Genomic DNA, 26,032 nt, shown 5'->3' with positions numbered 1-26,032 from the left:
TAACTAAAGGCAATGGTTTACCAGTTTGTCATGAATAAAGTAAGGTCATGGAATTTGTCCTGCCTGGCAGGCACTTCATCAGGCCCTCCATAACGGAGTATCGAGGTCACAAATTTGTAGGGTGGAACACCGTCTGCCGAAGCACGGTTGCTCCTGAAACTGTCGGAATATCCCGCCGCCTGGTCTATACGGGTGGCATGCCGGAAAGTGATGTCCTGGATCATGGAGCCATCCTTCGGGTTAATGAGTTTAAACAGGTAGAGAGTATTACGCCCATATACATCCATCGGCAGTTCTATATAAGGGGAAAAGGCTCCCTTCTTGAGGTTTAATACGCCGGATGGCGCTTCCTGGTAAGTAAAGGGCCTTACACCCGCATTGCATACGTGTATTTCCATCCGCACAGAATCGGGCAGCAGCGGGTCTGTATAATAATATCGGTGTTTTCCATGGGTTCGGGAAGAAGGATCAGGCGTTTCGCCGCCTTCGGAATTGCCGCCTACCAGGACGGGCTTATCGGTGGCAGACACTGCCAGCAGCTGAAAGCTGGCCATGCCATTCACCATCACGGAGGTATCCAGCACGGTACTGTCTGTTCCCGTTACTTTCAGCACTATTCTCTTTTTACCCATGCTGGCGCCGGGCAACATCTTACGCGCAAATTTCTGATCTATATTGAAAACCAGGCTGTCTGTCACCCGGTTGCCTTCAAATTCTACCGTATACGCCACATCAGTATCAGGGGTATACAGCCAGGTGAGCCTTATCTCAAAAAACTCGGGCTGTGCCACGAGGTCGCCATTCTTCTGACAGGCGGTGAACAGGAGGGCCAGGAGGGCCGGTAAAAAGCATTTTTTCATGCAATCGGAATTTTAAAAGAAATGAAAGGGCGGGCGATGAACCCGCCCTTTCCAGTTATTCATCACGAACAGGAGATTGTCTTAGAAACGGATCCAGGTGTCGCCCAGCCAGTAATTACCACTGGGGTCCACCGCGCCACCTTTGTAGGTAACGGTGTTGAAAGCATAGCTGCAGTTAACCGGCAGCAGGCCGCAGAAGCCGGTCTTATTAGACGTAGGCGGTGCTGCAGGCGCCAGCGGGGAAGCGATAGGGTCGAAATAGTCTGCAAAGGCTGCAGGGAATGCATCGCTCAGGTTCAGGCCGGCCACCGTGTTGCTGGTAGTGCTGGAGTGCGGCGTGAAAGTGGCGAATGCAGTAACACAGGCTTGTACGGCGTTGTTGAACAGGTAAGTTGCTGTTCCGCTGGTACCACAGCTGTCTGTGTTGTTAAACGAAGCGGTAGTAACGGCAGACTCCAGGCGGATAGCCGTAGGATAACCGTACACAATAGAGTTACGCATTACTGCATAAGTATTGTTGCGGAAACGGGTACCGTTCAGCAGCTGGTTGGTAGAAGTTACGGTGCAGTTAGGCGCGCCCACAATGGTCATGTTGCTGATAACGGGACGGCTGTAGCAGGATGATACCTGGCCACCATCGCACTCAATACCGTTAGAGTTGTTAGCGGCATACTCAACAGAAGGCTTGATGATGGATACAAGGAACTGGAGGTTGCCTTTGTAACCGAAGTCGAAATCGAACTGATCATCGTTATTGGCAATGGCCAGCAGGTACTTACCGTTTACGTTGCCACCGAAGAACTCGAATCCGTCGTCTGCTCCATACATTACTTCAATGTGGTCCATGGTAGTGCCGCAACCGATACCACCGAGGGTAAGGCCGTTCAGCTCATTACCTTCCTGGATCACCGCACCGGCGTACTCGATACGGATGTAGGAAAGAGTACCGGAATTGTCGTTAGCGGTAGTACCGCCATAAGTGTAATCTACTCCTGCAGGAACGATCACGGGGTTGATACCTTCGATCTGGGCAGTACCGGTTGTGGTACATACCAGCGCATCACCCAGTACTACCACGCCACCCCAGTCGCCCGCGGCTTTAGTGGTTTCATTGGAAGTGAATACGATAGGGCAGTCGGCCGTACCGGCTGCGTTAATAGATGCATTGCGGGTAATAATCAATGCTGATGCTTCGCTGGCAGTGGCTTTTTTAATGCCTTTGATAATGGTACCGGGCTGGATAGTGAGCGTACCATTCTTCACCCAGGTTTTACCGTCGAGGATGTAGCAGGTATCCCTGTAAAGGGTACGGTTACCGCTGATAACATCCGGAAGATCTTTTGGAGCGGTATTGCAGGGTTCACAAACTGCTGCAGCAGCAAGGCGCGATGCAGTTTCGGGTCTGCCGGCATTGGGTTTCTGGCCGTCTTTCTTACAGGCAGCAAATGCGGTAGCTACCAGGGTGATCAATAAAAAATGCTTTTTCATGGTGCAATTTTGATGTCGTTAACTTCTAGGGTTTTGATATCATGATGAATGAACTGCGTGTTATAGCCGGTAACTCACCGTTACCGACCAGTTTGTCCCTTTCTTCGTCCGCTTCAGCTTCCAGTCGGATGATGGGTTGTAACCCATCCCTTTCGGATCATCGGCATTGTTCACGTTACTTGGACTGGCAGGCGGAAAGCTCCCGGGGTGCTTGTTGAAGTACTCGATATAATACTGGTTTAAAAGGTCGGCCGCATTCAGCCGTATTTCCATCCGCTGCTTCAGCAGACGGGCATTCAGCTGCAGGTCCAGCTGATCGCGCGGGTTCTCATAAGTGTCATCGTAATCATCGATCCCCGCAAACGTCACCCTTCTGCCAAACCGGTTATAGGTAACGTTGGCCCCGAAATACGATCCCTGCCACGACAGACCGGTATTAATGATGTAGGGAGACAATCCCTGCAAAGGCCGCTTCCTGATGTTCTTCGACGAATCGTTGGAAGGCAGTGGCGGCAATCCGTTAGATACCCGCTGGATATTCAGCTCATCATACGTCACCTTACTATCCATCACGGTGAGATTGGCACTGAGGAACAGGTTCTTCCAGAACCCGCTGTTGGGGTTGATGAAGGAGAAGGAGTGGCGGTAATCCAGTTCCAGCCCACGGTTAACGGCGCTTTCGAGGTTAAAGTAAAAGACGCCGTACCGGTTATCGGAAAAGAGGTAACTCACCGTTTCCACCGGCTTATCGTACTTTTTGTAGAATGCGGTGAGGGACAGTACCTCCACCGGGCTGGGGTACCATTCTATCCTTACATCCGCATTGTCGGCACGGCTGTAATCCAGTCCCTGTACCCCTTTCACATCCTGCCGCATCTTCACGTCGTAATACATGAAGGTGGAGCGCTCCCTGAAATCGGGCCGGGCGAGGGTTTTACTGTAAGCCGCGCGGATATTGATGGCAGGCGTAAGCTGATACACCAGGTTAATGGAAGGGAGCCAGTCGGTTTCCCGGTATTTAAGCGTGGTATCGCCCGCCTTGGCAGTGCTGCCCTGGTTGATGCGGGTATAGGTATGCACATCCATGGCATTGCTCTCGAGCCGTACACCCGCAATTACGCGCAGCCTGGGCAGGGGAAGGAAGTCGGCCATGAGATAGGCGGCATGCAGGCGCTGGTCGCCATCGTAATGGTCTGCAGCATCCAGTCCGGAAGCAGTAATGGGCCGGTAAGTGAGTATGCCTGCGGCGAAGTTCTCCGGGCGGAACACTTCATAATCCGGTTTCCCGAACCCGATGGAATCCGCTATTTCCCTGCCACGGTCACCACTGGCATTGGCCGTTGGCGCCAGCATCACCTGTGCATATTCAGCGGTTCTGAATGTACCCCAGTAACCGGTTTTTATTTTGTGGGTGCGGCCTCCCAGCTGAATGGGAATGGTAAGGTCGCCCCCTATATTCTGTTTCTTTTCATGCAGTTGGTTCGCATACAGCCCGCCGTCTTTAATAGTAGAAGCAGTGGGCCGCGCATAATCATACCGCAGCAATGGCAGACCGGTATGCGGATCGGTACCGAGTATCTCACCAACCGAATACCGGGTATCAGGCTGCTCTTTATCTACCGTGGCATGGTCGGCAAACCAGTTAAGCTTAATTCCCTTCCCGAGTTTATGCTCTCCTTCAAGCCTGGTCTGGAAAAGGTTCCCGGCTTCCACGATAGATACATACTCCCGCGAACGGCCGCTACGGCCTTTGTCTTCCGCCTCCTGAATAATATTTTCATGCGTAAAGCGGCGGTTATACAGGTTGCGCCATACCAGTTTATGACGGGGTGTCTGGAAGGTAAGATTGCCCAGTCCGCCCGCGGCAGTAATAAAATTATATTGCATGGCATCGTCTACTATCGTAGGACTTTGCCGGAACCAGGCGTCGTATTGCTCGATGTTTTCTTCATGCCGGTAACTGCCAGCCAACACAAGGCTCAGCGAGCGGCTTCCCTTCAACTGTTTACTGCCACCCAGCGAAGCCTGATACTGCTGCATTGGCTTAGCGGTATACTGATGAAGCCCATAGAAATTTGGAACCTGCCCGTTCATGGCATTCATCCCTGCATGGTTGCCTGCAATCAGCATCTGCTGGTAATCGCGGCTGAACCAGGAGCGGTTTAACCAGCGGCGCTCATCACCGGGTTTACCGAAGTAATCACCACTAAGCCTGCGGGTACTGTAAAAATCCTTTCCTGTGCTTTGCGAATTGAAACCCGTCCCCACCAGTATGTTTACGAAATTCTCAGCGGGCACGTCCAGTGTATTTACCTGCACCAGCCCTCCGGTAAACTCTCCCGGAAGATCGGGCGTGGCGGTTTTATTGACTACCACATTGTCGATCAGGTTACTGGGCAATATGTCGAAAGAAAAATTGCGGCGGTTAGGCTCCGTACTGGGAAGTGAAGAGCCATTCAGCAGCATGTTGTTATACCGCTCGCTCATGCCGCGCACGATCACGAACTTATTATCCTGTACGGTAAGCCCGCTGATACGCTTAAGCACCTGGCCGGCATGACTGTCCGGTGTTCTGCGCACCTGCTCGGCACTGATGCCGTCACTCATGGCGGGGTTATTCTTCTGCCGGGCATAGAGGGAGGAGATGGATTCCTTCTTTGCGGAAGAAACTACTTCCACGCCACGCAGCGTTCCTTTGGCAGGCAGCAGTGTGAGGTTCAGCGCGTTGGTTTGACCGGCTTTAATCATTACATCCGGTATCTTCTTGGGCTGATAACCGATGTAGCGGATCTGCAGGACGTATTCCCCTTCCGGCAGTTCAAAGGCGAACTTACCGCTGATGTCGGTTACCATACCTGCCGTGCCCGCCATAATGGTGGCACCTGCGAGGGGTTCACCGGAGCCACCGTCTACCAGCACACCGGCCAGTTTGCCATTAGCGGAAGGCGAGGGGGCAGGCTTGCGGCGGATGATCACAGAGCGGCCATCTACCCGGAAGCCATATGTGGTAGGGGCCAAAGCAGCACGCAACACCTGTTGCAGGGTGGCCTGCCGCATGTTCACGGTTACGGGCGTACGGAGGTCTACCTCGTCCTGGAAGTAATTGAACGTGAGACCCGTTTTGTTTTCAAGTAATGCGAAAAGCTCCTTCAGCGTGGATTTCTCCAGCTTCACATCAATCTTCTGCTCCGCCTGCCGGGCAATCAGTAAGGCAGGCAACAGGAGCAGGGAGAACATCAGGACAAGCAGCGTCCTGTTCCCCGCACGGAGGAAAAATGGTAAACATGCATTCATGCGTAAAAGGCTATTATTTAATGTATGGGTGTGGCAGGTGTGTTTGCAGTGATGATAATGGTACTGTCGCGCTGTTCGTACCTGAACCGCCCCATGGCGGCAAGGATACGCAGCACATCCGCATGCGACTGGTCCCTGAAAGCCGCTTTCACCGGGCGCATAAGCAGGCGCTTGTCTTTCACATGATACCGGTAACCAAACGAATGCTCCAGTACAGCGAGGGCTTCCCCTAAAGGTTCCCCATCAAAATGGAACTCCCGGTGCTTCCAGCTTCCGGGCTTACCAGCCGGCTTCCCGGGCAGCAGGCTGCCATCGTATTTAGACCAGATGCCCGTTTTACCGGGTGTAAGAATGAGAGAACGGTTACTATGGCGCATGGCTACCTTACCGGTGGCTACAGATACGCTGGCGCCGGGGTCGGTATAGTAATTCCGCATATTGAAAGATGTACCCAGCACATCCACCGTTACACTATCCATTTCCGCACGAAAAGGCTTGCCGGGATCAATGCCTGCTTCTATAAAGATTTCGCCTTCATGGAGGCGTACAGTACGGTAATCGCCGGTAAATGTTTCCGGTACTTCCAGCACGGTGGCCCCATTCATCCAGATCCGCGTTTTGTCTGACAGTGTTACGAGCCGGTGCTCTCCGGCACCGGTACTGAAGGTAAGGCTGCGCACAGCAGCAGCCATCCGTACCTTCTCCGCTTCCGCATTACGCCAGAAGATCATGGCCGTTAAAGCCCCGGTAGTAATTAGCAGCAAAGCGCAGGCGGCCCTTAGCCATCGCATGCGTACGACCCGGCTGGAAGGGCGCACCTGTGCCATTATGCTGCTGTACACTGTCTGCTGTTCAATTGGAGATATGTGGAACGGAACTGTTTCCGCCCATTCTTTTTCGGGGAATATTATATCGATATCTGCAGGCTCCAGCAGTTCCAGCCGCTCCCGCAAAAGCTCCTGGTCTGCTTCGCTGAGCGTGCCGGCACTTAGTTGCCGTAGTTGATGTCGGATGTGTTGCGGGTCCATACCAGTAATACGCTAAAGGGGAAGGGAGACAGACATTTTCTGTATTACCATAATGTTAACTCACCGGCGGCGCGCATGAGCAGGATCACGTAGAGGGCATGCACATCCAGCTTAGTGCGCAGCAGGCGGCGGATCTCGTTCACATGACGCTCCACCGTTTTTACGGATATACCCTCCATCTCGGCGATCTCCCGATAGGTTAACCCGTCGTCCCAATGAAGCCTGAAGCAGCGTTGTTTTACGGTGTGGAAGGTGCGGAGGGTACGCTCGTACAGTTCATAGTATTCTTTATGCAGCAGGGAGGGTGCGGTGCCGCCGGCAGGTATCTGATCGTGGCGCTCTTCTTCCAGTTCCACAATGGGCAGCCGCTTTACCCGGAAGTGCGATACCACGGAGTTGCGCACCACGGTAAACAGCCAGGCATCCGGCGGTGGGGTGGCTTCCAGGCGGTCCCAGTGTTTCCAGATCCGGATATACACGTCCTGCGCAATATCATCGGCATGCATATTGGCGCCGAGTGCATTCACCAGATAGGCTTTCACGCGCGGATAGGTGCGCTCGAAATACTGACGGAAAAGGATGTCTTTCTCTGCGGGCATGCGATTCAAGCTTGGTGGATGATGGGTTTCGAAGCCATGGAAACGGGGCGCTTTTACTACCGGGATCGTTTCATCAAAAATTAATAACTCCCGCCGCACCGCCAATTTTAACGCGTTAAGTTTTAATTAAGGTTGAAACCGGGCAGTTTGTCTCATAACATGCCCGCCTGATTGACAATCATTTGCATCCGCCACCCGGCATTTATACTTTACCACACAAAAAAATCCCCGGAACCTTTCAGCGCCGGGGATCATCCCTTTCAGGATAAAACAGTTTACCCCTGTATCTTATCTTCCAGTTCCATTACTTTCTCAAAAGCAGACTCGTATTCCGAAGTGGCTTTCGAAAGTTCCGAAGCAGCCTGTTTGTAGTTGCTTTCGGTGGATTTAAACTTATTCTTATCGGCGTAAATCTCGGGATTGGCCATGTCGGCTTCCAGCTGATCTACCTTAGCACGCAGTTCACTCATTTGCTTTTCCAGGTTCTGCACCTGGCGTTGCTGCTTCTGCAATTCCTTTTTCAGGGTATTGTCTACCGGCGCTTTGGAAGCCTGCTGAACAGGAGCGGGGGCAGCAGCAGCTTTCTTTTCCGGCTTTGCGGGCAGGGCAGCAGCAGCCATACGCTTCTTCCATTCTTCCCATTCAGTATAAGTGCCTTTGAACTCCTTGATCTCCCCGTCTACGATCTCCCAGATTTTGTTGGCCGTGCGGCTCACAAAATAACGGTCGTGCGATACAAGTACAAGACTGCCTTCGTATTTACCCAGTGCATCAATCAGCATGTCTACCGAGTTCATGTCCAGGTGGTTGGTAGGCTCATCGAGCAGCAGGAAGTTGGCTTTGCTGATGATTACCTTGGCCAGTGCCACGCGTGCTTTTTCTCCACCGGAAAGGATACGGATTTTCTTGAACACATCATCGCCCTGGAAAAGGAAAGCACCGAGCAGTCCGCGCAGTTCCATTTCAGTGTTGCCGCTGGCGCAGCCTTTCAGCTCGTCGAGGATCTCACTGTCGAGGTGCAGGGATTCCAATTGGTGCTGGGCGTAGAAGCTCGTTACCACGTTATGGCCGGGCTGGCGGTCGCCTTCATATGTATCGGTTCCCGCGATTACGCGCAGGAGGGTAGATTTACCTTTACCGTTCGCACCGATCAGTGCGATCTTATCGCCCCGGTTAATTTCGGCACGGGCATTTTTCAGGATAGTGAGGTTACCGTAAGATTTCGATACACCATTGAGGGTGCAGAGGATCTTACCGGGCATCTTGTCTACGCTGAAGTTCATGCGGATGCGGGAGGGGCCGCCATCCACCTGCTCTACACGCTCCAGGCGGTCGAGCCGTTTCATGATAGACTGTGCCTGCGCAGCTTTGGAAGCCTTCGCCTTAAAGCGCTCGATAAAGCGCTCCTGCTGGCGGATGTAATCCTGCTGGTTCTCGAAAGCACGCTGTTGCAGCTCGCGGCGCATGGTTTTCTCCTCTTCGTAATCTTCATAGTTACCGGCATAATGATGCAGTTCCTGCTGATACAGTTCCACGATCTTATTCACCATGCGGTCGAGGAAGAAACGGTCGTGCGAAACGATGATCACCGCGCCGTCGTAGTTACTGAGGTATTTTTCCAGCCATTCGATGGAGGGAAGGTCAAGGTGGTTGGTAGGTTCGTCAAGCATCAGCACATCGGGCTGCTGCAGGATGAGCTTGGCAAGGAGCACACGCATGCGCCAGCCACCGGAGAACTGGCTGTAAGGGCGTTCCAGATCTGCCGTGGAAAAGCCGAGGCCTTCCAGTACGGTAGCGGTTTTGTGGCGGATGTTGTAGCCGTCGAGCACGTCGAACTCATGCAGTTTTTCGCTGTACTCCATCAGCAGGGCTTCGTCTTCCGAAGTCTCCAGCTTTTTGGTCAGCTCTTCCAGCTCCTTTTCTACTTTCACGGCCTGCTCGAAAGCAGTCATACCCACATTGAGGATCGGTTCGTCGGATTCGAAGCTGAGCAGGTCCTGGTTAAAGAACCCGATGGTGAGGTCTTTGCTCTTATTGATACTGCCTTTGGAAATGGTGTATTCTCCGTTGATAATGCGGAGGAGCGTGGATTTGCCGGTACCGTTGAGGCCGATAAGGCCTACCCGGTCGCCGGGTACGATGTGCCAGGAACTGTCTTCAATAATTGTCCTTGCGCCGAATTCAAAAGTTATGTCCTGCAGTGCTATGAGCATGTTAAAACCGATATTAAACCCGCAAAGATAGTCAAATTTTTCCATCTATATTTGCGCAAAACATCTAATATATGCGCATAACCAGATGGCTCACCGGCGGGATATTCTTACTGGCAACAGCCTGTGCCCAGCCAGAGAAGGCTGAAGAGAAAAGCGGGGAGAACCCGGTAGTGAATTTTAAAGGAGTGACGTTCAGGCAGGAATTCAAAGATTCGATTCAGCTGGCGCTGGAAGATTATCATAAACTGGCGCTGAACCTGGCCTTCGGGGATACTTCCATAGCGGATATGCGCGCCACCCTGCTAAGTGACCGGTTTGAGTACCTGGCGGTGGCACATGATGGACTGGACTCTAACCAGATACACGCACTGGCTATGAACACGGGCAGCATAGCCGCAGAAATGAAAGGGATGTTTATAGAGAAAGCAGGACTGGAAGGCCGGCGCATTGCGTTTCAAACTGCTTCGGAACAACTCTACGACTTCTTAAAGCTGACAGGCGTACCCGGCAAACCGTTGTTCTGGCTGTATTGCGAAGATGCATTCGGCGGAAAAGGCGCCTACTGGCTGGCGGAGGAAAAAGGCAGCTACAATCCTTACATGGGCCGCGATAGCAAACCCTGCGAAGAGGAGAAGGAAATACTGAAGTAGCGGGGTTACGGAAGGGGTGCAGGTTACACCGCAAAGGCTTGCAGGTATTTATCAATATATTCCTGTTTGCTTTTCAGTTTATACTGCATCACGAACCGGGGATGCTCCAGGGGGATGAGCTTTTTGAAGAACCCTTCCGCCTTGTTCACCTGCTGCACGAAGGAGGCGTTTTTACCGGTGCCGAGGATGTAGCCCACGTTTCGGTCCAGCCCAAAATCTACCTGTTTCCGGAGACTTTCCACCATAAAATCATAGACCGCGGCGGTGAGGGCTTTACTGTCGTAGTAATTGTAATTCACTTCCTTTCCGCCCGGTTTCTGAATGGTGAACCCCAGCGGACACATAGACCCGATGTAGAAATCCCTGTAAAACGCCTTAGGGCCCCCATATGCGGCAATTACGTCGTACACAAACACAGAAGACACTTCGTAAGATTTAAACCCCGGATAATCGATGCCACAGGGATCGGCCAGGCGGGTTGAGTCCGTAAAAGGCACCCCGGAAAGCGCGGCCCCGAAGCGGCCGGGGTTAATGCCGATGATCATTCGGCGTGGCGAAGGATCGTTATAAAACTTCCTGTAAAACGACTCCATCACAGGAATAACCTGCGGATTCTCCGAAAATGGGTTCATGATCCGGATACCCGGCGGCAGCTTACCGGAGTAGGAGAGATGCGTGTTAAAATGAATGATCTTATCGGCCATCGTCTTCATCCGGCAAAAATAAGGGGAATTGTCTGGTTCCTGCATAACCCGTCAAGGCCGTCAACACGTACTCGTGAGGCAGTGTAGCCGCAGTGTAAAGGCAGTCTACACCGGGAGGCAAGGCCGCCAAAGGCAGTGACAAGGCAGTCTGGAGGGTAGAAAAGGCAGTAGTTTTTTGACTTTTTATGTATTCTAACCGTATTTGGAAAAGTATTGCCCTGGCAGTGGCTTAGTAGTGACTAAGTAGCAGCTAAGTAGTAATGTACCAGAGGGCATTTGGATTGACTCCTGATGTAGTGCTGAATTACATTTGCCTAAGGTTAGCCTCACCTCAGATTCACCACTACTTCACCTATACTTAAGGGTTACTTAAAGGTTACTTCAGGGTTAATGTAGGTATAGGGTATTAGAAATCCGCTGAAACCCGCTACAGACGTATGGGGTTTACAAAACCGTGAGCGGGAATTGGTACATTAAGACGCTCTAAGGGTATGAAAATTAAATATAAAGTATGCCTTTAGTAAATATTAAGTATTGCTATTGTAAATATACATTACCCTCAGGTACCCCGGGAAGGTATTCCGGGTTGGGGAGATGGAAAAGTACCTCCGGAACGGATCGAAAGACATGCAAGAAATGGATACCTGCACACTGGTTTCAGTCCATTTATCGTAATTCGCATTTATCTGTATGCGACTGGTTTATGTAAGCTATATACCATATTTCCTAAATCGTAATTGATTTTGTAATTTCGCATGCATTTTATTTGAGAAAAGGATTTATGATCAACATTACATTCCCGGATGGCGCTGTAAGACAGTATGAGCAAGACGTAACTGCACTGGACATCGCAAAATCCATCAGCGAAGGGCTGGCCCGCAAGGTGCTGGCGGCGAAGTTTAACGGACAGGTGGTAGACGCTACCCGCCCCATTACGAAGGACGGCACGCTTCAGCTGCTGACCTGGACGGATGCGGACGGTAAGGCTACCATGTGGCACTCTTCGGCGCACCTTATGGCGGAAGCCCTCGAAAGCATGTACCCGGGAGTGAAATTCGGCTACGGGCCTTCACTGGAAAACGGCGGCTTCTTTTACGACGTGGACCTCGACGGCCGGCAGATCTCTGACGAAGAGCTCCGCAAGCTGGAAGTGAAAATGAACGAACTGGCCAAACAGAACAACGCTTACCTGCGTAAAGAAGTGGCCAAAGCCGATGCCATTGCTTACTTTAAGGAAAAAGGCGACCCTTATAAGCTCGACCTCCTCGAAAAGCTGGAAGACGGCTCCATCACCTTTTACACACAAGGCGGCTTTACCGACCTCTGCCGCGGGCCTCACATCCCCAGCACCGGTTTCATCAAAGCCATCAAACTCACTAATATCGCCGGTGCTTACTGGCAGGGTAACGAAAAGAACAAGATGCTCACCCGCATCTATGGTATCACTTTCCCCGCTCAGAAAGAACTCGACGAATATCTTACCCTCATCGAGGAAGCAAAGAAACGCGACCACCGCAAACTGGGTAAAGAACTGGAACTGTTTGCCTTCTCCGAGAAAGTAGGCCTCGGCCTGCCGTTATGGCTGCCCAAAGGCGCCATGCTCCGTGAACGCCTGCAGTCTTTCCTCCAGAAAGCACAACTGGAAAGCGGCTACCTCCCGGTAATTACCCCGCACATCGGCAGCAAACAATTGTACGTGACTTCCGGCCACTACGAGAAATACGGTAAAGACAGCTTCCAGCCAATCCATACGCCCGAAGAAGGCGAGGAGTTCCTGCTGAAGCCGATGAACTGTCCGCACCACTGTGAGATATACAAAGCATCTCCCAAGTCTTACAAAGACCTGCCGGTGCGCCTTGCAGAGTTCGGAACCGTGTACCGCTACGAGCAGCATGGAGAGCTTCACGGTCTTACCCGTGTGCGTGGCTTTACCCAGGATGATGCCCACCTTTTCTGCCGTCCGGATCAGGTGAAAGAAGAGTTCATCAAGGTGATCGACCTCGTGTTGTACGTGTTTAAAAGCCTCAACTTTACGGATTATACCGCACAGGTTTCCCTGCGTGATCAGGAAGACCGGAGCAAATACATCGGGTCTGACGAGAACTGGGAACGTGCTGAACAGGCTATCATTGAAGCGGCTGCTGAAAAAGGACTGCCAACTGTGGTAGAATATGGTGAAGCGGCATTTTATGGCCCGAAACTTGACTTTATGGTAAAGGATGCGCTGGGCCGCAAATGGCAGCTTGGTACCATCCAGGTGGATTACAACCTGCCCGAGCGTTTCGAGCTGGAATACATCGGTCCGGATAACAAGCCGCACCGCCCTGTAATGATTCACCGCGCGCCTTTCGGCTCCATGGAACGTTTCCTGGCAGTACTGATCGAGCATTGCGCAGGTAAATTCCCGCTCTGGCTTACGCCGGTTCAGGCTAAAATCCTGCCTATCAGTGACAAGTTCGTGCCTTATGCAGAAAAAGTCGCTGAATTGCTTAAAAATGCCGAAATTCGCGCTGAAATTGACGACAGGAGCGAAAAGATCGGGAAAAAGATCCGCGAAGCAGAATTAGCCAAAGTGCCATATATGCTCGTAATAGGAGAAAAAGAGGAAACCGATGCTAAAGTGGCAGTACGCCGCCAGGCAAAAGGAGACCTCGGCACCATGGATATAGCAGGATTTATTAACCTGGTTCAGGATGAAGTGATTAATCGTAAACCATTTGAATAATCTTTTTGTTCTTAATAAAACAATTTTAACCAATGTGTGGTATGCCGGTTTAAAACAGTCCACCGTCAGCATCACTCTTTTTTAACAACAAACATTTTAATGCAACAAGGACCAAGACCAAATTTCAGGGGTAGAAACCCCAACTTCAGAAGAGAACAACAACAGGAACATCGCACCAACAGGATGATCCGTGTTCCGGAAGTAAGGCTGGTAGGCGACAATGTTGAGCCGGGTGTATACAGCACGGATGAAGCCATGCGCATGGCGCAGGATCAGCAGCTGGACCTGGTGGAAATCTCCCCAAATGCCGCGCCGCCCGTATGCCGGATCATCGACTATAATAAATTCCTTTACGAGAAGAAGAAGAAGGAGAAGGAGATGAAAGCCAACGCTCACAAGAGCGAGGTAAAGGAAATCCGTTTTACACCCAATACAGACGATCACGACTTCGACTTCAAGGCTAAGCACGCCGAGAAATTCCTCAAGGAAGGCAACAAAGTGAAAACTTATGTGCAGTTCAAAGGCCGCGCCATCATGTTCAAGGAGCGCGGAGAGCTGATTCTGCTGAAGTTTGCCGAGCGCCTCGCCGAAGTAGGTGCCCTCGAAGGCATGCCCCTTATGGAAGGTAAGCGTATGATCGCCATCTTCGCTCCTAAATCCAACAAGAAGGCAGCGAAAGCACCGAAAGAACCGAAGGAAGGTAACGACCAGCCGCGTGAACCACGCGAGCCCCGCGAACCGCGTGAGCCTCGTGAACCACGCGATCAGCAGCCTCAACAGCCGCCTGTTCGCCGTCCTATCGAGATCAAGTATGCTACCCCGGCTCCCAAGCCTCCTGTAGATAACAACAGCGGCAACTAATCATTGCCTTAGAAAATATAAAGCTGGCCGGAGCATCACTGCTAACCGGTCAGCTTTCCTTTTTCGTGCCACGCCCCAATGCCTGCAGCGTTTTCCTCGCCCTGCTGGCAAAGCCCGGTGTAATACCCTCCGGCTGCTGCGCTTCTATCAGTAATGCTATCTCATTCCCGATCTCCGGATACACCTCCGCCAGCTTCGCCAGTACGGACATCGATGCCGCACGAACAGCCACCGTTTCCTGCGAGTCTTCCAGCAACTGAAAACAGATATCCATCACCGGGCCATGCAATGGCTCCGGAATATCCACGTATATCAGCACATTCACTACATTGCGTTTAACCGCTACCGGTATGCCCGGGTCGCGCATGCGGTTCACCATCTTTTCAAGATGCGGCGCAATCATCTCCGCATGCGCCTGCGCAATGAGCCTGAGCACCCAAACCGACCGCTGCACCACCCTGTATTCGCCGTACAGGAACAGTTCCATTAACTCGTTAAGCCTGCTTTTGCTGGTGCCTATAAATGCCGTCACAGCCTCGGTTTGTGCCCTGCTGTGCTTTTCAAGGATCATTTCTCTGAGGGTCATATAATAAAGGTAATTCCGGTGGTTTAACAGTTTTTCGTTTTCTTTGCTATTACCACAACAAATCTAACCCAATTGATCAGAAAAGAGCTTCGGATCATATTGCTTTCCCTCGGTATCAGCCTGTTGCTGACGGTCGCGAAATTCGCGGCGTACTTCCTCACGCACTCCGTCGCCATCCTGTCAGACGCCCTGGAATCTATCATCAACGTGGTAGCCGGTGGCTTCGCCTGCTATAGCATCTACCTTTCCGGCAAACCGAAAGACGAGAACCACCCTTACGGCCACGGCAAAGTGGAATTCTTCTCCATCGGTTTCGAAGGGGCCATGATCTTCATCGCCGGCGTGCTCATCCTTTTCAAAGCCGTACAATTCTTTATAGCGCACCCCGGCTTGCATGAAATGGATAACGGCCTCTGGATGATCGCCGGTACGGCGGTTGTTAACCTCACCATGGGCGCTTACATCGCCTGGTCAGGTAAAAAGTTCGGCTCCATCACCCTGTCCGGCAACGGGCAGCATCTGATGACCGACGCGTACAGTTCTATTGCCCTCATCGCCGCGCTGCTCGTACTCAAATTTACCGGGAAAACATGGATAGATCCGCTGGTGTCTGTAGCCGCTGCGGGCCTCATTCTCCGGAAAGGGTACCAGCTCATGCGGCAGTCTATTTCCGGTCTTATGGATGAAACTGATATGAAAATAGTGGACCGCGTAGCGGAAATACTCAACAGGAACCGTCGCCCAGCGTGGATAGACGTTCACAACATGCGCGTGCAGCAGTATGGCAACAATTACCATATCGATTGCCATGTTACGCTCCCCTGGTACCTTAAACTAAACGAGGTACACGAAGAGCTGAAGTTCATGGAAAACGTCGTAAACCGGGAACTGGGGGCCAATGAAGTGGAATTCTTCATCCACCCCGACCCCTGTATTCCCGAAAGCTGCCGCCATTGTCAGATTGCAGACTGCCCCGTGCGCCAGCACCCCATGGAGTCGCGCATTGAATGGTCGAGGGCCAACCTGCTGCCCAACCGTAAACATTAGTCCTTACCGCCGATTAATTCATTTTTTCCTAGATTAGCGCCATGCAAAGGATTCTGATCGTAGAAGATGAAGTGAAAGTTGCCAACGCCGTGAGAATGGGGCTGGAAGAGAACGGCTTCGAAGTGGAAGTGGCGTACGACGGGCGTATGGGTAAAAGTCTCGCCACCAGCGGCGACTACGACCTGGTGATCCTCGATCTCAATCTCCCGCATTCCAACGGATACGAAATCTGCGAACTCATCCGCCGCCGCAACAGTAAGATCCCCGTTATCATGCTCACCGCCCTGGGAGGCATGGAAGATAAGATGCAGGCATTTGAACTGGGGGCCGATGATTACCTCGTAAAACCATTCGACTTCCGCGAGCTCCTGGCACGTATCCGCGTATTCCTCAAAAGGGCAGGGGCAGAGGTCAGCAATTTCCGCAACGATAAACTTCTCATCGGCGATCTTGAAATAGACCGTGAACGGAAAGAAGCCTGGCGGGCAGGTAAGAAGATCCCGCTTACCGCCAAAGAATACCAGCTCCTTGAACTGCTGGCCCTGCATAAAGGGAAAGTCATCTCTAAAATGACCATCGCGGAAAAGGTATGGAACATCGATTTCGATACCGGTACCAATGTGATTGAAGTATACATCAACTTCCTCCGCAAAAAGATCGATAAAGACTTCGACGTAAAACTGCTGCATACCAAAACGGGGATGGGATACTTCCTCTCCGAAGAATCCTGACGCCGCTTGAAGATCAAATATAAAATAGCTATTTACTATACGCTGTCGGCCGCTTTCCTGCTGATAGCATTCTCCGTGCTGGCGTATTACTTCTCCGCCAAATCGCGGCGCGATGAATACCTTGAGCGACTGGAATACCGTGCCCGCTCCATCGGCAGCGTGATCATCGAAAACGACCAGGTACAGATAGGCCTGCTGCGCAAACTGGATAAAACCACTTTCCAGGACCTCTACCAGGAAACTATCCTGGTCTACAACAACGATTACCGCCTGCTTTACACCAATATGAAAGACACGGCAGTACGCACTCCAACCACACTGCTGGATCACATCAAGAAGAACGGTTCCTACATCCGAAACGGCTCCGAAGGCGAGCTGGCGGGCATCTATTATACGGAAGACAATATCAGCGTGCTGGTACTGGTTTCCTCCTTCGACAAATACGGTTTCCAGAACCTGCAGAACCTGCGGCGGATTCTTATCATTGAACTCATTGCCGGCGTGGTGCTCCTGGTGGGTGTAGGGTATTTCTTCGCGCGGAAGATGGTGCAACCCATCGACCGGCTCGTGGAGCAGGCCGATTCCATCAACGCCAATAACCTGCAGGATAACCGTGTGGAGGTGAAAGGCAGTGATGAGATCGCGCAATTGGGCGCCAACTTCAACACCATGCTGCAGCGCCTCAGTCATTCGTTTGACCTGCAGAAAAGCTTCGTAAGCAATGCCAGCCATGAACTGCGCACGCCTTTAGCTGCCATCATCAGCCAGCTGCAGGTAACCCTCGCAAAAGACCGTACCGGGCCGGAATACGCCACGGTACTGCAATCCGTACTGGAAGACGCAGAAGGATTGTCGGAGCTTACCAACGGGCTCCTTCAGCTGGCGCAGTCGGAAATGAACCGGCAGGAATTCGCCTTCACACCCGTTCGGGTAGATGAGCTGCTCTGGGATACGGCCGACTTCGTTCGGCGTAAATGGAAATCCGTAGGGAAGGTAGACATCCAGTTTCTCCGCGAGCCGGAGCAGGATGAAATGATTACCTGCAACGGGAACGAAGCCCTGCTGCGCATCCTGTTCATCAACCTGCTGGATAATGCCTGCAAGTTTTCGGAAGATGCCTCTGCAAGGGTGATCCTCGATTTCAATGACAAGTACATCCTCATTCATGTAAAAGATAATGGCCACGGCATTCCAACAGGAGAGCAGGTAAAAATATTCGAACCGTTTTACCGAGGAACGAATGCCGTGCAGGCAAAAGGGCATGGACTTGGCTTGTCTATCTGCCGCCGCATCACCGACCTGCACGAAGGGCGCCTCAGTGTGTTCTCTATCCCGGGAGAAGGAAGTACGTTTACCGTTCAGCTCCCGCACATCTCTGCTTAATCCCCATTTTAATTTCTTTTTAATTCGCTTTAAAGGTTGATTTAATGACCGCGCCGGAGCTTTGTATCATGAAAAGGCTCTTGGTACTCTCATTTACTTTCTTCCTGACCGCAAAGGGATTTTCCCAGGAGGCCCGCAGGTTAACGCTGCAGCAGGCCGAACAGGAATTCCTGCAGCGCAACTTCCGGTTATTGGCCGAACGGTATCGCGTCAATGCCTCGGAGGCGCTGGTGGAGCAGGCGAAGAAATGGGATAATCCCACGGTTTCAGGGACCTTAGGCTTCGGAACATTAGAAGCCGTGAAGCCTTTCAACATCGGCGGCGGTGGACAGCTGGAAGGGAATGTGGAACAGATCATACAATTGGCAGGCAAACGGAACAAACAAGTGCAGCTGGCAAAATGGAATGCCTCAGCTTCTGCCGCCGCTTTTACCGAACTCATGCGTACGCTTCGCCTTGAGCTGCGTACCAACTTCTACCAGTTATATTTCCTGCAGGCGTCAGAGAAAACATTGCGTGAACAGTTAAGTAACCTCCAGCGCATCCTCGACGCCTACCGCACCGCAGATGCTACGGGCAGCGTAGCCCATGCAGACGTGATCAGGCTGCAGGCCCTGCAGGTAGGGATCGCTAATGATTACACCGACCTCCGCCAGCAGGAAATGGATGCCTCCCTGCGGCTGCAGCTGCTTACAGGCAGTAAGGAACCCATCATACCGGAATCTGATCCTGACGTACTGCGGCGCTATAAGCTGGGTTTTCAAACGCTGCAATCCCTTACCGATACCGCACTGGCTAACCGGCCGGATCTGCAGCTGGCAGGCTATCAGCTGGAAGCCGCCAAATCCAACCAACGACTGCAGCAGGCACTTGCCGTACCCGATCTGCATCTGGGCGCTACCTACGACCGTAATGGCAGTTACGCACCTAATTTTATAGGGCTTACACTGGGTGTAGACCTCCCGGTATGGAACCGCAATCAGGGCAACATCAAAGCTGCGGCACAGGAAGTGAAAGCACAATCTGCCGGGCTTAGCCAGCAACAATTCACGATTGCCGCCGAAGTAGCCAACGCACTGGGAAAGGTGCAGTTCCTCGAACAGGGAACGGGCTGGCCCGACCTCAACTCTTTCAATGCAGAATACACACGGCTCATAGAAGAAGTGGCGGCTAATTTCCGGAAAGGGAATATCTCACTGCTCCAGTTCATCGACTATTTCAACAGCTACAGCGAGCATATACGCCACGCTAATAAATTCCTCAGCGATCGTGTACAGGCATATGAAGAACTGAATTTCACCACCGGCGTCCAGCTGTTCAATCAATTGCAATGAAACGCATACATCTATACACGCTTCCCCTGCTGATCGCATGTGCTGCGGCCACGCTGGGCGGTTGCAAACAAACACAGGCGGAAGATACCGCCACGGCTACTTTCGCCCTCAGCGATACTATGCTGGCCACCATCCGGATCGATACCACTGCCATCCGGCCCGTGGAAAACGAACTGCGCCTTTCCGGTAAAGTAACTCCCGACCTTGGCAAAGTGCTTAAACTGTATCCCATCGTAAGCGGATATGTAAAAGACATAAAAGTGCAGCTGGGCGATTATGTGAAGAAAGGGCAGGTGCTCGCCGTGATACAGAGCGGGGAGATCGCCGATTACGACAAGCAGCTGGCCGATGCCCGCTCTAACCTCGCCATCGCGGAAAAGGGCCTCAAGGTAGCGCAGGACCTCTACCAGAGCCAGCTGGCCACGCAAAAGGATGTGCTCAACGCGGAAGAAGAACAGAATAAAGCCCGCACTGAAATCGGCAGGCTTAACGAACTGTTACAGCTCTACCGCAAAGGCAGCGGCTCCACGTCTATCGTTACCGCACCCATCAGCGGGTATGTGATCGAGAAGAATATCAATAACGGCATGGAGCTGCGTGGCGATAACAGCGCCCATATGTTCACCATCTCTGAGCTGGATGAAGTATGGATCATGGCCAATGTATTTGAAACTGATATAGCCCGCGTGAAAGAGGGATACCCTGCGGATGTAACCACCATCAGCTATCCGGACAAAACCTTCCACGGACAGATCGACAAAGTATACAACGTGCTGGACCCTGAAACCAAAACCATGCAGGTTCGCATACGGCTCGCTAACGAAGGCATGCTCCTGAAGCCGGAGATGTTTGCCACCGTGCTGCTCAAGTACCGCGAAGGCAGTGAGCTGCCAGCCATCCCCAGCTCTGCCATCATATTCGATAAAGGCAAAAACTTCGTCATGGTATTCCGTGACCGCTATAATATAGATACAAGGGAAGTGGGTGTTGCGAAATCCCTGAACGACGTATCCTACATCAGCCGCGGCCTCCAGCCTGGAGAGCGCGTTATCTCAAAGAATCAGCTGCTTATTTACGACGCCCTGAACGACTAACGACATGAACAAATTCATCAGAAATATAGTGGGGTTCTCGCTCCGCAACAGGTTCTTCGTGTTCTTTATGCTGGCCGTGCTCACCGTTGGTGGTGTTACAGCCTACCTGCATACCCCCATCGAAGCCTTCCCGGATGTGACCAACACACAGATCGTAGTGGTATCGGAATGGAACGGCAGAAGCGCGGAAGAAGTGGAGCGCTTCGTGACCACGCCCATTGAAATATCGATGAACGGTGTACAGAAGAAGGCAAGTGTGCGCTCCATCACCATGTTCGGCCTCTCCGTTATCAAGATCATCTTTGACGATGATGTGGAAGACTTCTTCGCCCGGCAGCAGGTGAACAATATGCTCCGCAATGTTTCCCTGCCGGAGGGAGTAGAACCTGAAGTGCAGCCGCCTTACGGTCCTACCGGGGAAGTGTTCCGCTACTGGCTGAAAAGCCCCCACCGCGATTCGCGCAGTCTGCTTACTTACCAGAACTGGGTGATAGACCGGCAGCTGAGAAGCGTGCCCGGCGTGGCAGACGTGGTGGCTTTCGGTGGACAGGAAAAGATATATGAGATCACCGCAGACCCCATTAAACTCGCCAAGTACGACATTACACCCCTTGAATTATACGAAGCCGCTTCCCAGAGCAATATCAACGTAGGGGGCGATGTGATCGAGAAAAACGGACAGGCTTACGTAGTGCGGGGCATCGGTCTGCTCGATAACATCCAGGACATTGAGAACATCATCATCGAGAATATAGACGGCACGCCCATCCTTGTAAAGAACGTAGCCAATGTGCGGGAAGCATCGCTGCCAAGAGTGGGGCAGGCAGGCCTCAATGAAATGGATGATATTGTGGAAGGCATCGTGGTCATGCGGAAAGGAGAGAACCCGTCCGAAGTACTGGCGCAGATCAAAGACAAAGTGAAGGAACTGAATGAGAAGGTACTGCCGGCGGATATTAAAATGGAAACCTTCTACGACCGCGATACCCTCATGGAATATTGTACCAGCACTGTGATGCACAACCTCATGGAAGGCATCATATTCGTGACGGTGATCGTGTTCATCTTTATGGCCGACTGGCGTACCACCCTCATTGTGGGCATCATCATCCCGCTGTCGCTTCTGTTTGCATTCATCTGCCTTAAACTGAAAGGCATGAGCGCCAACCTGCTCAGTATGGGGGCCATCGATTTCGGGATAATTATAGACGGGGCCGTCGTGATGGTGGAAGGGATATTTGTAATGCTGGATCATAAGGCGAAGCATTTCGGGATGGAGAAATTCAACCGGATGGCTAAGCTGGGGTGGATCAAGAAAACAGGAGGGGAGCTGGGTAAAGCGGTCTTCTTCTCCAAACTGATCATCATCGTATCCCTGCTGCCCATCTTCTCATTCCAGAAAGTGGAAGGCAAAATGTTCTCGCCCCTTGCCTGGACGCTGGGCTTTGCCCTGCTGGGCGCCCTGCTCTTTACGCTGACGCTGGTGCCGGTGCTAACGTCGATACTATTAAATAAGAATGTCAGGGAGAAGCACAACCCGGTGGTGAATTTCTTCAACCGCATAGTAATGGGCGGCTTTAACTGGACGTACGGGCATAAAAAGCTTTCTTTATTAATAGCGGTATTGTTCATGGGGGCCAGCTTCGGTTCCGCGAAATTTCTTGGCTCAGAGTTTCTCCCGCAACTCAATGAAGGGGCGTTGTGGGTGGAAGCGAAGCTCCCCATGAGCATGTCGCTCAACGAAACGGTGGAGTTCGTCCGCAAGTTCAGGAAAGAGCTGGGCAGCTTCCCGGAAGTAAACGGGGTACTGTCTCAAACTGGCCGTTCTAACGATGGCACCGACCCCAGCGGGTTCTATTACGTACAGTGCCAGGTGAACCTGAAGCCCAAAGCAGAATGGAAACGAAAGATCACCATGGACCAGCTGGTGGAAGAAATGGACCACCGACTCAGGCAATACCAGGGCGTGGTATACAACTACTCACAGCCTATCATCGATAACGTGGCCGAAGCAGTGGCCGGTATCAATGCCAGCAATGCCGTGAAAATTTATGGAGACGACCTCAACGAGCTGGACCGTATCGCCAATGAAGTGATCACACAGATCAATGGTGTAAGAGGTATTAAAGACGTGGGCATCCTCCGGAACATCGGTCAGCCAGAGATGAGCGTACGCCTCAGCGACACTAAAATGGCCCTTTACGGAGTAAAAACTGCCGATGCACAGGCTGTGATTGAAATGGCCATCGGGGGTAAAACTGCTACCCAGCTGTATGAAGGGGAGCGCAAGTTTGATGTACGGGTACGGTATGATGCCGATTACCGGAAAGATGAGGAAGACCTTCGCAATCTGATGGTACCCGCCATGAACGGGAAGAAGATCCCCCTCAAGGAGATCGCCACCTTTCAAACCCAAACCGGTCCGGCTTTTATTTACCGCGATAATACCAAGCGCTTCATAGGCGTGAAGTTCTCCGTCCGCGACCGCGACCTTGGAAGCACCATTGCCGAAGCACAGGCTAAAGTGAAAAAGTCCATCCAGCTGCCTAAAGGTTATTCCATCGGGTGGACCGGTGAGTTCGAGAACCAGGTACGCGCCACCAAGCGCCTTACACAGGTAGTACCCGTGAGCCTCGTAGCCATCTTTATTATCCTGTTCATTATGATGGGAAGCGTAAAAGATGCGGGCCTCATCCTCATGAACTTACCCTTTGCCCTCATAGGCGGCATACTGGCACTTCACGCCACAGGCATCAACTTCGGCATATCGGCAGGAGTGGGGTTCATTGCATTGTTCGGGATATGTATTCAGAACGGGGTGATCCTTATTTCCGTATTCCATAAAAACCTGCAGGCGCGGATACCGCTCAATGAAGCCATACGCCAGGGTGTGGAAGAACGTATCAGGCCTGTGGTGATGACGGCCCTCATGGCAGCCATCGGGCTTATCCCCGCAGCCGTCAGCAGCGGTATAGGCTCCGAAACACAGAAGCCCCTAGCGGTAGTGGTAATAGGCGGGCTGATCACGGCTACCGTTCTCACCCTGCTCATCTTCCCGCTCATATTTTACTCCGCATACCGTAAGCGGTATGGTAAACTGATTTGATTATTTATTCATCATAAAAAACAAACAAAATGAAAAAGATCATGATTCTGATGGCCGCCGCAATGATCGTATCTGGTGGCATGACCGCAGCTTTCGCACAGGAAAAAGCACCCGCTAAAACCGAACAGGCAAAGCATGCAGGTAAAGCAGAGCACAAGAAAACAGCAAAGCATCATCACGAAGCAAAAAAGACAGTTAAAAAGGCTGGTTAATCAGCAGTTGACAGGTTTTAGTTCGCATAAACAGGTTGATAGAAAGCACCCGGCTGATCTCCTTCGCCGGGTCACAATCCTCTCCGCCCTGCCGTACATTAGCTAACGCAGGGCGGTTTTCTTTACTTCAGTTAAAATAGTATTACACTAAGAGAATATAAGGTTCACCGATGTGCGTGATTGTCACTAATTTAGTTACGCATCGCATGGGATGAATACGTCAACCAAACACGAACAGGATTTACTGATACGGTTATCGGAAGGAGACAGCACTGCTTTCTCTGAAATATTCCACGAATACAAGCACCGTATTTACGCTACAGCCCTCCGGCTGATGGGTAGCCCTACCCATGCGGAAGAAATTGTGCAGGAGGTGTTTATTAAAATCTGGACCAACCGCCACACCATGCACGCTGTAGAGCATTTCCGCGCTTACCTGTTTACCACTGCCCGTAATCATATATATAACGCCCTCCGGCAACTGGCCCGTGAAAAGACGGATGGTTTCACCACGCAGGAGCCTGCCTGTAAAGGCACCGAGGAAAAAGTTATCAGCCGCGACCTGGAGCGCGTGCTGCAGAACGCCGTACGCCGCCTGCCACCCCAGCAGGAACGGGTGTACCGCCTTACCAAAGTGGAAGGGCTCCCCCGCAACGAGGTAGCCGATATGCTGCAACTATCCCCTGAAACCGTAAAGATCCACCTGGCCAGAGCCATGCGCTCTATCCGCGAATACTGCATCGCCCGGATGGATATGTACCCCTTATTATTACTCGCCTCCACTACATCCGGAATTTTTTTTCCGGCCATGTAACCCATCGTCTTTTTCTTATTGTCTCATATAATTAACAAGCAAGTCGTACATGAAAGCTTCGAGATTCGCGCATTTATTCCAAAGGTATCAAACTGGCCAGGCTACGCCGGAAGAAGAGCAGGAGCTTTTCCGCATGGTGGCAGACGGGGAGCAGGAGGATGCCGTGAAAGAGAAGATAGACGCGATGCTGGCAGAAGACCACGACAGCAGTACACTGATGCCCGAAGATGCAGGCAACCGTGTACTGGAATCCATCCTGGCCGGTGAAGCAACAGGTCATAAAAGGCCCCGCTACCTTACCTGGGCCGCAGTAGCAGCCGGTATCCTCGTATTGTTCGGCATCGCCACCCTCTGGAAAACACAGCAGGGCAGCGGGAACAATACAGCAGCCATAAATAATGGCATTGCCCCGGGGAAAGACCGTGCCGTACTCGTACTGGGCGATGGCCGCGAAATAGATCTGGAACGCTCCGGCAACGGCACTATTGGTGTACAGCAGGGCCTCCATGCACAGGTGAACGGTAACGCTTTACAATATGATACTGCCGCCGCAGAGCAACCCACCTACAACACCATCCGCACACCACGCGGCGGACAGTTCAGGGTTGTATTGCCAGACGGTTCGAGGGTATGGCTCAATGCCGCTTCACAAATCAGGTTCCCCACCGTATTCTCGGCAAAGGAAAGGGTCGTGGAAATGGAAGGAGAAGTATACTTCGAAATAGCCTCCCGCCCGCAACAGCCCTTTATCGTGAAAGCAGAAGACATGGCCGTACGCGTAACAGGTACCCATTTCAATGTCATGGCCTATAAAGATGAAAGCCAGATAGAAGCCACCCTGCTGGAAGGGGGCGTTAACGTAACAGGCCGTGGCGCCAATGCAGTACTCACCCCGGGCCTGCAGGCCGTAATGGGCCGCTCCGGCAACAACCTGAAAGTACAGCCGGCAGAAACCGAAAGGGTAATTGCCTGGAAAGAGGGAAGATTTGAATTCAGAGGAAATATCCGCTCCATCATGCGCCAGGTATCGCGGTGGTATGATGTGGATGTAGTATATAAAGGCAATACCGAAGGCAAAGACTTCGGTGGCGCAATATCCAGAACGGAAAAGATAGAAGACGTTCTGAAAATGTTGGAAATGACAGGAAGCATACATTTTGAGATCAACAATAACACCGTAACAGTAATTCCTTGACCACCTAAATGATCACGTAACAGAAACATTACCGCAACAAAACACTGAAAGAGATAATGGAAAACCGGTCCCGCAACCACGGGTAGGGGATGCTATTACCTCCACATT

General features: G+C 51.9%; 20 protein-coding genes. 12 read left to right on the top strand and 8 right to left on the bottom strand.

The genetic code is table 11. The annotated features are described in order from the left end of the window. Positions 1 to 17: 17 nt before the first annotated feature. The 6 genes from DEV76_RS24215 to DEV76_RS24190 form a co-directional block, all read right to left on the bottom strand. The gene (locus tag DEV76_RS24215) at positions 18 to 860 is read right to left on the bottom strand and encodes a hypothetical protein (protein WP_109700537.1); all 843 of its coding nucleotides are present in this window, start codon (positions 858 to 860) and stop codon (positions 18 to 20) included. Between the two features lie 81 nt (positions 861 to 941). Next, positions 942 to 2,348 carry a hypothetical protein gene (locus tag DEV76_RS24210; RefSeq protein ID WP_109700536.1) on the bottom strand — a complete coding sequence of 469 codons (1,407 nt, stop codon included), beginning with the start codon at positions 2,346 to 2,348 and terminating at the stop codon, positions 942 to 944. A 60-nt stretch (positions 2,349 to 2,408) separates the two neighbouring features. Next, positions 2,409 to 5,642, bottom strand: a complete 3,234-nt coding sequence (locus tag DEV76_RS24205; protein ID WP_109700535.1) for a TonB-dependent receptor — start codon at positions 5,640 to 5,642, stop codon at positions 2,409 to 2,411. A 17-nt stretch (positions 5,643 to 5,659) separates the two neighbouring features. Next, a complete protein-coding gene (locus DEV76_RS24200; protein ID WP_109700534.1) occupies positions 5,660 to 6,670 on the bottom strand; it encodes a FecR family protein in 1,011 nt (336 codons plus the stop codon). Between the two features lie 44 nt (positions 6,671 to 6,714). Then, positions 6,715 to 7,269: an RNA polymerase sigma factor gene (locus DEV76_RS24195; protein WP_109700533.1), complete on the bottom strand. Its 555-nt coding sequence runs from the start codon at positions 7,267 to 7,269 to the stop codon at positions 6,715 to 6,717. A gap of 275 nt (positions 7,270 to 7,544) precedes the next feature. Continuing rightward, on the bottom strand, positions 7,545 to 9,482 hold the full coding sequence (locus tag DEV76_RS24190) for an ABC-F family ATP-binding cassette domain-containing protein (RefSeq protein ID WP_109700589.1): 1,938 nt from the start codon (positions 9,480 to 9,482) through the stop codon (positions 7,545 to 7,547). 71 nt (positions 9,483 to 9,553) lie between these two features. Between DEV76_RS24190 and DEV76_RS24185 the strand changes: the two genes are divergently transcribed. Then, positions 9,554 to 10,132, top strand: coding sequence for a DUF3347 domain-containing protein (locus DEV76_RS24185; RefSeq protein WP_109700532.1), 579 nt, complete (start codon positions 9,554 to 9,556; stop codon positions 10,130 to 10,132). 23 nt (positions 10,133 to 10,155) lie between these two features. Here the strand turns inward: DEV76_RS24185 and DEV76_RS24180 are convergent, their stop codons facing one another. Then, positions 10,156 to 10,845 carry an SMUG2 DNA glycosylase family protein gene (locus tag DEV76_RS24180; RefSeq protein WP_109700531.1) on the bottom strand — a complete coding sequence of 230 codons (690 nt, stop codon included), beginning with the start codon at positions 10,843 to 10,845 and terminating at the stop codon, positions 10,156 to 10,158. A gap of 772 nt (positions 10,846 to 11,617) precedes the next feature. Between DEV76_RS24180 and thrS the strand changes: the two genes are divergently transcribed. Then, positions 11,618 to 13,561 (top strand): threonine--tRNA ligase, encoded by a 1,944-nt coding sequence (thrS, locus tag DEV76_RS24175; RefSeq protein WP_109700530.1) that lies wholly within the window; start codon positions 11,618 to 11,620, stop codon positions 13,559 to 13,561. 99 nt (positions 13,562 to 13,660) lie between these two features. Next, positions 13,661 to 14,422: a translation initiation factor IF-3 gene (gene infC, locus DEV76_RS24170; RefSeq protein WP_109700529.1), complete on the top strand. Its 762-nt coding sequence runs from the start codon at positions 13,661 to 13,663 to the stop codon at positions 14,420 to 14,422. Positions 14,423 to 14,471: 49 nt separating this feature from the next. On the opposite strand, the gene DEV76_RS24165 is transcribed toward infC, so the two are convergent. After that, positions 14,472 to 15,008, bottom strand: a complete 537-nt coding sequence (locus DEV76_RS24165) for a hypothetical protein (protein WP_109700528.1) — start codon at positions 15,006 to 15,008, stop codon at positions 14,472 to 14,474. A gap of 72 nt (positions 15,009 to 15,080) precedes the next feature. On the opposite strand from DEV76_RS24165, the gene DEV76_RS24160 reads away from it, so the two are divergent. The 9 genes from DEV76_RS24160 to DEV76_RS24120 all read left to right on the top strand — a co-directional run bounded on the left by DEV76_RS24160 (position 15,081) and on the right by DEV76_RS24120 (position 25,924). Further along, a complete protein-coding gene (locus tag DEV76_RS24160) occupies positions 15,081 to 16,055 on the top strand; it encodes a cation diffusion facilitator family transporter (protein WP_109700527.1) in 975 nt (324 codons plus the stop codon). Positions 16,056 to 16,096: 41 nt separating this feature from the next. Continuing rightward, positions 16,097 to 16,786 carry a response regulator transcription factor gene (locus DEV76_RS24155; protein ID WP_109700526.1) on the top strand — a complete coding sequence of 230 codons (690 nt, stop codon included), beginning with the start codon at positions 16,097 to 16,099 and terminating at the stop codon, positions 16,784 to 16,786. Positions 16,787 to 16,792: 6 nt separating this feature from the next. Then, on the top strand, positions 16,793 to 18,169 hold the full coding sequence (locus DEV76_RS24150) for a sensor histidine kinase (protein ID WP_109700525.1): 1,377 nt from the start codon (positions 16,793 to 16,795) through the stop codon (positions 18,167 to 18,169). A gap of 68 nt (positions 18,170 to 18,237) precedes the next feature. Beyond that, the gene (locus tag DEV76_RS24145; protein WP_198652215.1) at positions 18,238 to 19,503 is read left to right on the top strand and encodes a TolC family protein; all 1,266 of its coding nucleotides are present in this window, start codon (positions 18,238 to 18,240) and stop codon (positions 19,501 to 19,503) included. Further along, positions 19,500 to 20,597 carry an efflux RND transporter periplasmic adaptor subunit gene (locus DEV76_RS24140; RefSeq protein WP_109700523.1) on the top strand — a complete coding sequence of 366 codons (1,098 nt, stop codon included), beginning with the start codon at positions 19,500 to 19,502 and terminating at the stop codon, positions 20,595 to 20,597. Before DEV76_RS24145 ends, DEV76_RS24140 begins: the two co-directional genes overlap by 4 nt. A 4-nt stretch (positions 20,598 to 20,601) precedes the next feature. Further along, the gene (locus tag DEV76_RS24135; RefSeq protein WP_109700522.1) at positions 20,602 to 23,703 is read left to right on the top strand and encodes an efflux RND transporter permease subunit; all 3,102 of its coding nucleotides are present in this window, start codon (positions 20,602 to 20,604) and stop codon (positions 23,701 to 23,703) included. A 29-nt stretch (positions 23,704 to 23,732) separates the two neighbouring features. Continuing rightward, positions 23,733 to 23,915 (top strand): hypothetical protein, encoded by a 183-nt coding sequence (locus tag DEV76_RS24130; protein WP_109700521.1) that lies wholly within the window; start codon positions 23,733 to 23,735, stop codon positions 23,913 to 23,915. A gap of 211 nt (positions 23,916 to 24,126) precedes the next feature. Beyond that, positions 24,127 to 24,729 (top strand): RNA polymerase sigma factor, encoded by a 603-nt coding sequence (locus DEV76_RS24125; protein ID WP_109700520.1) that lies wholly within the window; start codon positions 24,127 to 24,129, stop codon positions 24,727 to 24,729. Positions 24,730 to 24,778: 49 nt separating this feature from the next. Continuing rightward, positions 24,779 to 25,924, top strand: coding sequence for a FecR family protein (locus DEV76_RS24120; RefSeq protein ID WP_109700519.1), 1,146 nt, complete (start codon positions 24,779 to 24,781; stop codon positions 25,922 to 25,924). Positions 25,925 to 26,032: the final 108 nt, after the last annotated feature.

It is taken from the genome of Chitinophaga deserti (genome assembly GCF_003149455.1).
GTDB classification, from domain to species: Bacteria; Bacteroidota; Bacteroidia; order Chitinophagales; family Chitinophagaceae; genus Chitinophaga; species Chitinophaga deserti.
The sequence above is the reverse complement of the archived record's forward strand: the minus strand, read 5'-3'. Positions and strand labels throughout refer to the sequence as shown.

What these genes read in the sequence shown, in the direction of transcription:
- DEV76_RS24120 (WP_109700519.1), top strand. Translation starts at nt 24,779, where the DNA reads ATGAAAGCTTCGAGATTCGCGCATTTATTCCAAAGGTATCAAACTGGC.
- DEV76_RS24210 (WP_109700536.1), bottom strand. Translation starts at nt 2,348, where the DNA reads ATGAAAAAGCATTTTTTATTGATCACCCTGGTAGCTACCGCATTTGCT.
- DEV76_RS24185 (WP_109700532.1), top strand. Translation starts at nt 9,554, where the DNA reads ATGCGCATAACCAGATGGCTCACCGGCGGGATATTCTTACTGGCAACA.
- DEV76_RS24155 (WP_109700526.1), top strand. Translation starts at nt 16,097, where the DNA reads ATGCAAAGGATTCTGATCGTAGAAGATGAAGTGAAAGTTGCCAACGCC.
- DEV76_RS24205 (WP_109700535.1), bottom strand. Translation starts at nt 5,642, where the DNA reads ATGAATGCATGTTTACCATTTTTCCTCCGTGCGGGGAACAGGACGCTG.
- DEV76_RS24145 (WP_198652215.1), top strand. Translation starts at nt 18,238, where the DNA reads ATGAAAAGGCTCTTGGTACTCTCATTTACTTTCTTCCTGACCGCAAAG.
- thrS (WP_109700530.1), top strand. Translation starts at nt 11,618, where the DNA reads ATGATCAACATTACATTCCCGGATGGCGCTGTAAGACAGTATGAGCAA.
- DEV76_RS24125 (WP_109700520.1), top strand. Translation starts at nt 24,127, where the DNA reads ATGAATACGTCAACCAAACACGAACAGGATTTACTGATACGGTTATCG.
- DEV76_RS24195 (WP_109700533.1), bottom strand. Translation starts at nt 7,269, where the DNA reads ATGCCCGCAGAGAAAGACATCCTTTTCCGTCAGTATTTCGAGCGCACC.
- DEV76_RS24180 (WP_109700531.1), bottom strand. Translation starts at nt 10,845, where the DNA reads ATGAAGACGATGGCCGATAAGATCATTCATTTTAACACGCATCTCTCC.
- DEV76_RS24200 (WP_109700534.1), bottom strand. Translation starts at nt 6,670, where the DNA reads ATGGACCCGCAACACATCCGACATCAACTACGGCAACTAAGTGCCGGC.
- DEV76_RS24165 (WP_109700528.1), bottom strand. Translation starts at nt 15,008, where the DNA reads ATGACCCTCAGAGAAATGATCCTTGAAAAGCACAGCAGGGCACAAACC.
- DEV76_RS24135 (WP_109700522.1), top strand. Translation starts at nt 20,602, where the DNA reads ATGAACAAATTCATCAGAAATATAGTGGGGTTCTCGCTCCGCAACAGG.
- infC (WP_109700529.1), top strand. Translation starts at nt 13,661, where the DNA reads ATGCAACAAGGACCAAGACCAAATTTCAGGGGTAGAAACCCCAACTTC.
- DEV76_RS24190 (WP_109700589.1), bottom strand. Translation starts at nt 9,482, where the DNA reads ATGCTCATAGCACTGCAGGACATAACTTTTGAATTCGGCGCAAGGACA.
- DEV76_RS24130 (WP_109700521.1), top strand. Translation starts at nt 23,733, where the DNA reads ATGAAAAAGATCATGATTCTGATGGCCGCCGCAATGATCGTATCTGGT.
- DEV76_RS24140 (WP_109700523.1), top strand. Translation starts at nt 19,500, where the DNA reads ATGAAACGCATACATCTATACACGCTTCCCCTGCTGATCGCATGTGCT.
- DEV76_RS24215 (WP_109700537.1), bottom strand. Translation starts at nt 860, where the DNA reads ATGAAAAAATGCTTTTTACCGGCCCTCCTGGCCCTCCTGTTCACCGCC.